The 12,048-nt window shown below is 52.0% G+C and carries 8 protein-coding genes; 7 read left to right on the forward strand and 1 reads right to left on the reverse strand.

Annotated elements, in window-relative coordinates:
• Positions 1-41 precede the first annotated feature (41 nt).
• On the forward strand, positions 42-473 hold the full coding sequence (locus ACX1C1_RS17650; protein ID WP_458953485.1) for an NUDIX hydrolase: 432 nt from the start codon (positions 42-44) through the stop codon (positions 471-473).
• On the opposite strand, the gene ACX1C1_RS17655 is transcribed toward ACX1C1_RS17650, so the two are convergent.
• Entirely contained in the window at positions 466-1,440 is a 975-nt protein-coding gene (locus ACX1C1_RS17655; protein WP_458953486.1) for a Na/Pi cotransporter family protein, read from the reverse strand. The two genes, ACX1C1_RS17650 and ACX1C1_RS17655, sit on opposite strands and share 8 nt — an antisense overlap.
• Before the next feature lie 137 nt (positions 1,441-1,577).
• Between ACX1C1_RS17655 and ACX1C1_RS17660 the strand changes: the two genes are divergently transcribed.
• From ACX1C1_RS17660 to ACX1C1_RS17685, 6 genes are all read left to right on the forward strand, one after another.
• Positions 1,578-2,954 (forward strand): class I SAM-dependent rRNA methyltransferase, encoded by a 1,377-nt coding sequence (locus tag ACX1C1_RS17660; protein ID WP_458953487.1) that lies wholly within the window; start codon positions 1,578-1,580, stop codon positions 2,952-2,954.
• A 42-nt stretch (positions 2,955-2,996) separates the two neighbouring features.
• Positions 2,997-6,512: a helicase-exonuclease AddAB subunit AddB gene (gene addB / locus ACX1C1_RS17665; RefSeq protein ID WP_458953488.1), complete on the forward strand. Its 3,516-nt coding sequence runs from the start codon at positions 2,997-2,999 to the stop codon at positions 6,510-6,512.
• Positions 6,509-10,405: a helicase-exonuclease AddAB subunit AddA gene (addA, locus tag ACX1C1_RS17670; RefSeq protein WP_458953489.1), complete on the forward strand. Its 3,897-nt coding sequence runs from the start codon at positions 6,509-6,511 to the stop codon at positions 10,403-10,405. The genes addB and addA overlap by 4 nt, the downstream gene beginning before the upstream one ends.
• Before the next feature lie 35 nt (positions 10,406-10,440).
• Positions 10,441-11,046, forward strand: a complete 606-nt coding sequence (locus ACX1C1_RS17675) for a hypothetical protein (RefSeq protein WP_458953490.1) — start codon at positions 10,441-10,443, stop codon at positions 11,044-11,046.
• 71 nt (positions 11,047-11,117) lie between these two features.
• The gene (locus ACX1C1_RS17680) at positions 11,118-11,438 is read left to right on the forward strand and encodes a hypothetical protein (RefSeq protein WP_458953491.1); all 321 of its coding nucleotides are present in this window, start codon (positions 11,118-11,120) and stop codon (positions 11,436-11,438) included.
• Positions 11,439-11,616: 178 nt separating this feature from the next.
• Positions 11,617-11,961: a histidine triad nucleotide-binding protein gene (locus tag ACX1C1_RS17685; RefSeq protein ID WP_458953492.1), complete on the forward strand. Its 345-nt coding sequence runs from the start codon at positions 11,617-11,619 to the stop codon at positions 11,959-11,961.
• The last annotated feature ends 87 nt before the right edge of the window (positions 11,962-12,048 follow it).

A 12,048-nucleotide genomic window follows, 5' to 3' on the forward strand; every position in this document is an offset into this window, starting at 1 on the left:
TGCATATACTACATGGGTAAAGGTTGCAAGGGGGAAGGATCATGTTGGAAATTTCTGCGGGCGGCGTCGTGTTCCGCCACAACGAATCCGGTCAGCTGCAGGTCCAGCTTATCCAGGACCGCTATGGCAAAGTATCTTTGCCGAAAGGCAAGATGGAGCCCGGAGAGACGGTCGAGGAGACGGCGCTCAGGGAAATTCGTGAGGAAACAGGGCTTTTCGGAGAAATCGTAATGCCGATCGACCAGATTAAATATCAGTATGAGCATGCGCAGCATGGGACTGTCAACAAAGAAGTGCATTATTATTTGGTTAAAGCAATTGGCGGCACGCATCAGGCCCAGGTCGAGGAGATCCGTGGTGTCGATTGGTTCGAGCCGCTCGAGGCTTGGCGGAAGCAGAAGCAATCTGGCTACGACAATAATCACCGAATCGTTGCCGGAGCTTTGCAGCTGCTAGGTCTGAATGTCAATTAACGACGTCGAGCTTTTTCCAGAAGGCGGCATAACAGATTGGGAGAGCAGCGAGTGAACATGCGATATTAAAAATCGTCTGTGCATGCGCTATCTGCGATGACGCGTTATGGGCGATTGCTCCCGATAGTGCAGTCAGTTCGTCGATGAGCGGAAGGAACAGAAGTGCACCGCCTACATTTAGCGCAACGTGAGACAGGGCTACGAATTGTCCGCCTCGCGTTCCTCCGATGGATGCCAGGATCGCCGTGACACAAGTTCCGACATTGGCGCCAACGACAATGGAGACGCCGATTTCCGGAGGCATCGCGCCGATTGCGACCAGTCCCATGATCATGCCGATCACGGCAGCACCGCTATGAATGGCGGCGGTTAGTGCAGCTCCAGCAGCGAGTCCCCATATGTATGAAGACTGTGCATGGGCTAGAAACCAATCAAACATACCGGTGTCTTGAAGATAAGGGCCAATGGATTGCATCATCGTAAGCCCCGTGAGGACAAGACCGAATCCGCACACCGCAACAGAGACGGATCGAACAGGCTCAAGCCAAGCGGCGCCTTTGAATCTAGGGATTATACGAACCTCATCGAGGAGCGCGGTCAGCAGCCAAGCGAGAATGGAGACGATTAATAACGGCAGAGCCGCTTGTCCGATATTCAGACCAATAAGCTCGGTCGTAAGACAAGTACCAATATTCGTACCAAGGATGATGCCAAGCGTACGCGGGAACGAAAGCAGTCCGGCATTGACGAATCCAATCGATATGACGGTTACGGCGGTACTGCTTTGGAGTACTGCGGTCGTAGCTGTGCCGACGGCCATTCCGCGCAGCGGAGTGGCCGTTGATCGCTGTAACAGCGCTGTCAGATAAGGGCCCGCCATTCGATGAAGGGCAAGCTCCATAAGCTTCATGCCGCATAAGAAGACGCTGAATCCGATCAGCACGGGCAATACAAAGGACTGGATCATGATTGGCTCCTTTTCCTACCAAATTGTAGCTGTTCGTAACTATAGGTATGCGTATCGAGTTTGTGGCATGACTGCAAGTCCCATAAATGATTACATCAATTTACATAGGAGTTTCAAGCGAGAGAGGACGTTGAAGCGTGAGCAGAGCGAGAATTGTTTTACAGAAAGCACGTAAAAAAAGAACGGAACAGGGACATCCTTGGGTATTCGCAAGTGAAATCGATCGATTAGACGGAGCTGCAGAGCCCGGTGATCTTGTCGATGTCTCGACGGCGCAAGGCAAATATTTGGGCACAGGTTATTGGAATCCCCAATCGCAAATTACGGTGCGAATCGTCGCCCATCGTCCGGAGGTCGAAATGGATGAGGCATTCTTCGAGAATCGATTCCGCGATTGTGCGGCGCACAGAAGAAGATTCGTGAACGGGGAGGATTGCAGACTGGTTTATGGCGAAGCGGATTTTTTGCCTGGTTTGGTCGTTGATCGTTTCGGTGATGTGCTTGTCGTTCAAATCTTGACGCTTGGCATGGATATTCGGCGTGAACACATCGTAAGGGCGCTCATCAAGGTATTCGAACCGAAGGGCATTTATGAGCGAAGCGACGTAAGCGTTAGAACACTCGAGGGGCTGGAGGAGCGTACGGGCGTATTGTACGGCAATCCGGCGGGAATTGTGGAAATTGAAGAGAACGGACTCAAGATGGAGGTCGACATTGTAGAGGGTCAGAAGACGGGTTACTTCTTCGACCAACGCGAGAATCGCGCATCGATCGCTCCCTTGATGACCGGTTGGGGTGGACGAAGCGGTATTGCGCTTGGACCTGATCCTGATCCTGATCCTGATCCTGATGGACAAAACGATCGACTAGTGCCGCTTAATGCCAATGGCAAAGTTGTAACATTCCCTTATTGGGATGGAGCGACGGTGCTAGAATGTTTCGCGCATACGGGGAGCTTTACTCTGCATGCCTGCAAATATGGAGCCAAAAAGGTGACATGCCTGGATGTATCTCAGCACGCTGTGGACACGGCAAGACGTAATGTGGAGCGAAACGGCTTTACGGATCGTGTGGAGTTTGTTGTGGCGGATGCCTTTGATTACTTGCGTACGCAAGCAAAAGGACTCGATGATCGTAAGCTTAGAGGGGCTGGCGGTACAGATACGTCTAAGAAACTGGATGGTGCAGGCCGCACATGGGATGTTGTCATCCTCGATCCTCCAGCTTTCGCCAAAACCAAAAGTGCGGTGCCTGGCGCTTGCCGCGGCTACAAAGATATCAACCTGCAAGGACTTAAGCTTGTGAACGAAGGTGGATATCTAGTTACGGCTAGCTGCTCCTACCATATGCAGCCCGATTTGTTCCTCGAGACGATCGCTGAAGCGGCGGTTGATGCAGGGAAGCAGCTCAGACTTATCGAATGGCGCGCTGCGGGCAAAGACCATCCGCAAATTCTTGGTGTGAAGGAAGGCCATTACTTGAAGTTCGCTATCTTTGAAGTGCGCAGTAAGTAATTGTAAGTATCAAGTGATTCGAGCGGGAGGGGAGGGATTAATATGCCGCTGCAATTTGTGATCGGAAGATCCGGTTCGGGGAAAACGGGTTATTGTATCGAAGCAATCAGGGCGCAGCTCCGTCAAAAACCGGATGGACCGCCGCTTGTTATGCTTGTACCTGAACAGGCCACATTCCAGAGTGAATATGCCATGCTCAAAGACAGCGGTATAACGGGCACGATGCGAGCACAAGCGCTTAGCTTCAGACGTCTGGCATTTCGCGTCATGCAGGAGACAGGAGGCACGGCACTCGTCCCGATCAGTGATACCGGGAAACATATGCTCCTGTACAAGATCGTGCACCGGGAAGCAGGACGCCTTCGTTTATTCGGGAGCGGCGCAGACCAGCCGGGATTTATTGACCGTTTAGCAGAGCTCCTCACCGAGTGGAAGCGATATGGAGTGTCCGCTGGAGCGGTTGAGGGACAAGCCGGCAATGAGACTAACTCATCGATGCTTGATCGCAAGCTCCATGATCTGGCGTTGATCTATGATGGCTTGGAGAACGAGCTGGCTGGCAGATATATGGATGCCGAGGCGTATCTGAGTTATCTCCATGAAGGGTACAGGCATGCAACGACGATGACTGGCACCCAGATTTGGGTCGATGGTTTTCATGGCTTCACTCCAATGGAATTTCAGGCGTTATCGGCGCTAATCTCCTCTTCTGAGCTTGTTACAGTCGCATTGACGCTTGACCAAGAATACGCGCTTGGAGAATCGCCTCACGAGCTTAACCTGTTCCATCCGACCGCCGAAACTTATCTCACGTTACTTAAGCTGGCCGATGAAGCCGGAGTCGAGGTGCTGCCGACGATCAACTTGAACAGCGGAGCTGTTGTTTCGGAGAGGTTCAAGGCAAGTCCGAGGCTTGGTCATCTGGAACGTTATTACGGCGGACGGAGAACGGTGTATAAGGCGTCAGAATCCGAATCCGAATCCGAAACGATTGAAGATCTGTCTCTACATGCTGCTCCAAGCCGTAGGGCTGAAGTTGAAGCAGTGGCGCGAGATATGTTGCGCAAGGCGAGAGTAGAAGGGCTGCGCTGGCGTGACATGGCGGTAATGGTGCGTAATGCGGAAGAATATGCCGATTACGTCTCGCTTGTATTCGCAGATTACGAAATTCCTTATTTCGTCGACCAGAAGGAAAAGGCATTGCATCATCCACTTGTGGAGTTTATACGATCAGCGCTTGAAACCGTGCTGCATGGTTGGCGTTATGATGCCGTGTTCCGCTGTCTGAAGACGGAGATGCTCTTCCCAGTGGATCGCAGCATCCCGCGCGAATGGTTTGATCGGCTCGAAAATTATGCCTTGGCAGCCGGTATTGACGGTTGGAAGTGGCTGGATCGCAAAAGCTGGAAGCCACAGATGCCCGTATCGCTTGACGAGGATAGCGTGATCGAAACCGTTAGTGCCAGCGCGCAACGGGAGTTCGATATCGTCATGGCTGCCAGGGAAGCGGCGGTTCCTCATCTGCGCCGTTTTGCTGAACAATTGAGTCAATCGGAGACGGTCGCAGGCATGGCAGAGTCGTTGTATCATTTGTTGGACCGAACGGATGCAGCAGATCGGCTGGAGATGTGGAGCGGCGATGACTTGGCTGCCGGGCGTACGCAGCGGGCAAGATCCCATCGTCAATTATGGGATAACGTCATGGGACTGCTCGATCAGCTCGTAGAGTTAGCCGGCAATGAGAAGGTAAGTCCCGAATTGTTTGCTGGCATGGTAGAAACTGGTCTCGACAGTCTAACGTTGGCGGCGGTTCCGCCTGCTCTCGATCAGGTGTTGGTAGGCAGTATGGACCGTACACGCTCGCGTGGTATCGCAGTCAACTATGTGTTAGGTGTCAATGAAGGTGTCGTTCCGATGCGGACCAAGGAAGACGGGCTGTTGAGTGAAGCAGAACGAGACATATTGACATCTGCTGGATTATCCATGGCACCAAGCGCGAAGCGGCGGCTGTTGGATGAGCGTTACATGGCCTACAACGCATTAACGACGCCAAGTAAACATCTGTGGATTAGTTGGACGACAGCTGACGATGAAGGCAAAAGCTTATTGCCTTCAGAATTGATTCGGCAAGTGCAGGGGATGTTCCCAGGCATATTGATTCACGACCAACCAGCAGAACCATCCATTGCCCTCTCGCCTCAGGAGCAGAAGTCCTTCCTGGTTCATCCGCTCCGAACCTTGTCTTATCTGGTCGTTGCCTTGCGGCAGTCGCAGCAACAGGGAGTCGTACTCGAACCGTACTGGCTGGATGCTTACAACTGGTATGCAGCAAGGCCGGAGTGGCAGAGCAAGCTTGCGCTGCTGGCTTCATCGCTTCAATACCGCAACGATGAAGCGGACTTGCCGGAAGTGCTCGCACGCGAGCTCTACGGCGCTCGTATGCAGGTCAGCGTCTCGCGGATGGAACGATTCGTGTCTTGTCCGTTCCAGCACTTTGCCATACACGGCCTTAAGCTGAGAGAACGCAAGCTGTATAAACTGGCCGCGCCCGATATCGGACAGCTGTTTCACGCTGCTCTCAGCAGTCTCGCCAGCAAGCTTGGCGGCGGTTGGGGGGGTATGAATAAGGCTGCGATCAAATCGGCGGCATCAGATACGGTGGACGAGTTGGCGCCCAAGCTTCAATCTTCGATATTGCTAAGTAGCGGTCGATTCGCTTTTGTCGCTCGAAAACTCAAGGAGATTGTATCGCAGGCCGCCATTATTTTGGGCGAGCATGCTAGAAGAGCAGAATTCCAGCCTATTGGTCTGGAAATCGACTTTGGACCTGGAGGAAAGCTGCCGCCTATGGTGCTTCAGCTGCCAGGTGGAGCTGAGATGGAGGTTGTCGGCCGGATCGACCGGGTTGATGCTGCCGAGACCGAGGGCGGGCTCCTGCTGCGCGTGATGGATTATAAGTCCAGTGCAACATCGCTTAAACTTGAGGAAGTAGCACATGGGTTGTCCTTGCAGATGCTGACCTATATGGATGTACTTGTTACCTATTCGCAGGAGTGGCTCGGACAGAAAGCGTCACCGGCTGGGGTCTTATATTTTCATGTGCATAATCCGGTTATGTCGCTTTCGAACCGTACAACGGAGCAAGATGCATCCGATCTGCTGCTCAAACGTTACAAGACGAAGGGGCTGTTATCCGCTAATGCCGAGGTGATTCGTCTGATGGACGGTAATCTGGAACAAGGGTATTCAGAGCTGCTGCCAGTTGCGCTAAAGAAGGATGGCAGCTTCTATAGCAGCTCATCGGTTGTTACGGACGATCAGTGGTCCACGCTGCGGAGGTCTGTTCGACGCACGATTACGCGAATCGGACATTCCATCCAACAAGGCGATGTCTCGATTGAGCCATACCGGTTAGGCGATCAAACACCATGCCAGTATTGCGATTATAAGCCAGTCTGTCAATTCGATCCCCTTGTTAGCGGGAATGATTATCGCAAATTGCCTATATCGACGGATGAAGAGGCTTGGCGACGGATAGAGGAGGATGAGGAGCTATGACATTCGAGATCGAGCAGAACGCAAACTCCTTGCCCCCAAAGCCGGAGAATAGCAATTGGACCGATGATCAATGGAAGGCCGTTGTGATGGGTGGGCGCAACGTGCTTGTCGCGGCCGCGGCGGGCTCCGGCAAAACAGCCGTTCTCGTCGAACGGATCATTCGCAAAATTTCGTTGGATACCGATGTCGACAAGCTGCTTGTCGCTACGTTCACCAAAGCTGCGGCGGCTGAAATGAAAGACCGGATCCGTATGGCCTTGGAGAAAGAGCTGGATCGTAATCCGGAATCGGAGCATTTGCGGCGGCAGCTTGCTCTTATGGGGAGAGCTTCCATCACTACTCTGCATTCATTCTGTTTGGATGTTATCCGCCGTCATTATCCCATGATTGGACTTGATCCTGGATTTCGTATCGCAAATGAAACAGAGAGCGACCTTCTGAAGCTCGACGTGATGGACGAGCTATTCGAATATATGTATGGAGGAGAGGGCGAAGGTCATATCGAGTTTCTTGAGCTGGCTGAACGTTATGGCGGCGAGCGAGGGGATGAGGCGCTCTACAAGCTAGTAGGTCAACTTCATGATTTCTCGCAGAGTCATCCGTGGCCTGCTCATTGGCTCCGCGAAACGGCTGGTTCATTTGACATCGCTTCAGTCGATCATTTGGAAGCAACGCCTTGGGTGCAGAGTTTGCGGCAGGATGTGCTCCTTGAGATTGGCGGCGCTGTATCACAAGCCGAAGAGGCGCTCGATATAACGAGACGGCCTGCAGGGCCGGTCCCCTATGCCGAAACGTTCGAAGCAGATTTGGCCGTTGTGCGCTCGCTTCGGCAAGCGGTAGAGTACGGGTCTTGGGGCGAGTGGGGGGAGGCCTTTCGTAATGCCGCCTTCGGCAAGCTGAAGCCTCTTCGAGGTGACGCATATGACAAAGGGCTTCAAGAAGAAGCGAAAGCAATCCGTGATCAAGTCAAAAAGATGATCGGATCCATTACCGAAGAGCTATTTGGACGAACCGCGGAACAATTTGCTGAAGAGTTAAGCGAGATGGCGCCATTGATGAAGGTGCTTGCAGAGCTTGCGATCGCTTTCGGCGAGAGGTATGAAGCTGCGAAGCGGTCCAAGGGGTTGCTTGATTTCGGCGACCTGGAGCATTATTGCCTCCGCATTCTGATGAGTGATACTTCTTTTCCCGGCCATATTGCTCCATCTTCAGCCGCGCTCGAGTACCGCGGTCAATTTGACGAGATTCTGCTGGATGAATACCAGGATACGAATATGGTGCAAGAAGCGATTGTGACGCTTATCGCTAGAGAATCCCGAGGCAATTTGTTTATGGTCGGGGATGTCAAACAAAGCATCTATCGCTTCCGGCTCGCAGAACCGAACTTGTTTTTAACGAAGTACAAAACCTATTCGACCGGAGTCGAGTCTGATGATGGGGATTCGACGAGTGGACTTCGTATTGACCTCGCGCGTAATTTCCGCAGCCGAGCGGAAGTCGTGGACGGCGTGAATGCCATATTTAAATCCATGATGCGCGAGTCTGTAGCCGAGATGGATTACGATAGTCGTGCAGAGCTCGTCTGCGGTGCCGATTATCCGGAACCGCATAGTCCGGGCAGCTGCCAAATGCAATTTGCTGTGCTGGATCGCGCTTCGGCAGTGGATTCGCCCGATGGAGGCGCTGACACTTACGGTGACTTCGACGAAAGCGGACGCGATACCTCAGAGACGGCACCCATAACGGATGAGATAGCAGAGCTGAAGGTTGCACAGCTAGAGGCACGTTGGATCGGCGGACAGCTGCGCGAACTGATTGACGGAGGTTTCCAGGTCTATGACGGCAAGCGCAAGCAATACCGTGGCCTGCAATGGCGGGATGTTGTAATCCTGCTGAGAGCGACACAAGCTTGGTCGCCAATCATTATCGAGGAGCTGCAATCGCTCGGAATCCCTGCTTATGCGGAGCTAAGCACGGGATACTTCGAGGCGACTGAAGTAGAGACCATGCTGTCGCTATTGCAGGTTATCGACAACCCGTACCAGGATATTCCTATAGCGGCGACGCTCCGTTCGCCGTTGTTCGGTCTCAATACGGTGGAGTTATCGCGAATTCGAATACTAATGCCCACTGGATCGTATTATGACGCTGTCCTTCATGCAGCTGGCGAGAACTCATTGCCCGCCGACATGACGATGAAGCTGTCACTCTTCTTAGAGAAGCTGGAAAGCTGGCGAAATGAAGCACGACAAGGCTCTCTAGCCGACCTATTGTGGCGGATCTACAGGGAGACAGGATACTACGACTTTATGGGCGGTCTCCCCGGAGGACAGCAGCGACAAGCCAACTTACGCGCGCTTCATGATCGAGCAAGGCAATACGAGGCGACTTCGTTCCGGGGGTTATTCCGATTCCTTCGATTTATTGAGAGGATGAGGGATGGGGGAGGAGATCTCGGTACGGCTCGCGCACTCGGCGAACAAGAGGATGTTGTACGTATCATGTCGATCCACAAGAGCAAGGGGCTTGAATTCCCGGTCGTATTCGTAGCAGGACTTGGCAAGCTATTTAATCAGCAGGATCTGCGCAGTTCCTTCCTCAAGCATAAAGAACTCGGCTTCGGACCACGTTTCGTAGATCCCGAACTGCGGATCAGCTACCCGTCGTTACCTTTTCTGTCTATCCGGAGGAAGCTGCGGATGGAGATGCTTGCGGAAGAGATGCGTATCCTATATGTGGCTTTGACTCGTCCTAAAGAGAAATTGTTCCTTGTCGGGACAGTAGCTGATGCAAGCAAAAAGCTGCAGCGTTGGCTTGGTTCAGCTGATACCGAAGGGCGTTTATCCGATTTCCGAGTAGCCATGGCTCGATCCTTTATGGATTGGCTTGGTCCCATGGCTGCGCAGCAGCTAGAGCAGACTGGAGCGCTCGAAGAACCAAGCGCTGATGAAGTTATCGTTAATATCGAAGGACAGCCTGAGTGGGCGGCGAAAGTCGTTCCGGCCGCATGGCTAGGCTCTGAGGCTGCTGCCGCGATGGAAGATCCTGAACTTAACGTCGAACGGTTGGCGAGACAGGCAGCCATTGCATCTCTTGCTCTACTGGATGATGTGCCGCGGGACGAAGAGCTGAGGACTAAACTGGAGTGGCGATATCCGCACGAAACGGCTGCAAAGCTCCCTGCCAAAACCTCGGTGACAGAGATGAAGAGGCTGCATGCTGAGAGGGATGTATATGCCGCTGATTGGACGGACGAACCGAATCATTATCCATCTGAGATGGAACAGGCAGCCAAAGGCGATGCCGTTCATTCTCCACCTGCCGCAACATTAAGGCTACGAAGACCTTCCTTTATGGAACAAAAGTCGTTAACAGCGGCAGAGAAGGGCTCTGCAAGCCATTTGCTCATGCAGCATGTGCCATTGACCGGTGAAATCGATGAAGATACGATTGCAGCCACATTAAAGGATATGATACAACGCAAACTGCTTACGTCGATGCAGGCCGCGACGATTGATGCGGCATCGGTCGCGTTGTTCTTCCAAAGCGAAATCGGGCAACGAATGCGTAATGCAGGTTGGGTTCGACGCGAAGTTCCGTTCAGCTCCATGCTGCCGGCATCACGTGTATATGCAGAGCAATCTGTCGGCTCAATCGGCCAAGAACAAATATTGATCCAAGGTGTAATCGATTGCCTCTTCCGGGACGACAAGGGTCTTGTATTGGTCGATTACAAAACGGATCGGATCTACATGCAGCAGTGGGCGCAAGCTGCAGAGCGTCATCGATTCCAATTGGAGTTGTATGCAGATGCAATCGCGTCTGTACTCGGAGAGCCGGTTACCGAGAAATATGTGTATTTCTTTGACGGATCCGGCACGGTCCTTTTATAAAAATAATGGGGTTGTCAAGCAATGGAGGGAGCAAATTGGATAAGAAGCAGCAGGCAGTGAAACGATCGTTCGCATTGCCTATCACTTTGTTGTTATTAGTAATGAGTGTTATGGGGAATGTACTGTTATACACCAAAAATATTGAGCATACGCGTGGTCAAACCGAAGAGGAAGGGCGTGCGATCTTCGAAAACTTTGAGCATTCGAGATCGGAGCTTGCTAATTGGAGCAAGCTGGCGAGTCAAACGGCGGAGCTGGGTTCGAATGAGTCAGGAGCAAGTCGTTTGTTGGCAGGTTTCCTTGCGGATGCTTTGAGCGGAAATGAGAGCGGTATTGACGCTTTACTAGGAACAGCTAGCACGCTGAATCAGAGTACGTTCGCCGAAGCACCGCAAGCTTACGAATCATACGCAGCAAGTTTACAACAAGAGTTGACGCAAATAAGAGACGCTTCTGGAGCACTTACCGAAAGCGAATTATCTGCTCTTGATGCCATGATTACAAACTTTGCGAATCTGGATGCCATCATTGGAGAGTTTCATTTCACCGGCAAAGACAGCCATAATGTATTGATCCGACTTGCTGGCGGTCACGACTGGCTGGATATTGCCGAGAAGCTGCTTGTTGCTGTCCGCCAATAAAAAGTTGCGTAACCTGTAGCCATTCGCCTATATAGACATAAGATGAATGGATGACAGGAGGCTGGTGGACGATGGAAAATCAATCTTATGAGCAAGCTGGTGCAAAGGGGATTTGCGAGCAGCACATGCACAGGTATGTGTTACTCCACACAAACGATGGATGTTGCGTGGACGGTTTTGTGGAGCATGTAGATGATGATATGGTATGTTTGGCCGTTCCGTTCTGCCCAGGCGAGAATGATCGAGCGTTTCTACCCTTTGGTGGATATGGCGGATACGGTGGATATGGTGGATTTGGCGGCGGCTTCGGCTATCCGAGAAGAAGGTTTTACCGCAGAGCGTTTCCGTTAGGTAGTCTGCTCGCTTTGTCGCTGCTGCCTTATTATCTGTAGAATACGTAGACGGCGGTCGGCGTAATCGATAGGAAGATTGACAGAAGCACAAAGAAAGCACGACATCAAAAGTCGTGCTTTTTTGTTATGTTGTCATATTTCCTGTAAGAGGATTGGACGCAGGAGGAAATTTTCGGTATGATATGAATAGCAAGAATGGAATGGAGGTTGTTTTGACGTGGACTGCATTTTCTGCAAGATTATCGAAGGCTCGATTCCGTCCAAGAAAGTGTTCGAGAACGATCGCGTTCTTGCTTTCCAGGATATTCAGCCGGCCGCGCCCGTTCATATATTGATCATTCCGAAGAAACATATCCCGACGATGAACGACATCGCTCCAGAGGATTCCGAGTTGATTGGAGAACTGTTTGCAACCGCGAAACAGATCGCTAAGGAACAAGGTATTGACGAAGCGGGATATCGGTTGATCAACAATGTGAACAGCGACGGAGGACAGGTTGTTTACCACCTGCATATCCATCTGCTTGGCGGCAAGAAGCTAGGCCCATTATTGGTAGACTAACGAAGTTGACACCGGGAATTGCTTTGCCGTATAATGAAGTTTGATAAACCGTGTTTAAGTCTCTGGACGGTCTGTTTCGGAGGGAGG

The organism is Paenibacillus sp. strain BS8-2 (assembly GCF_054483835.1).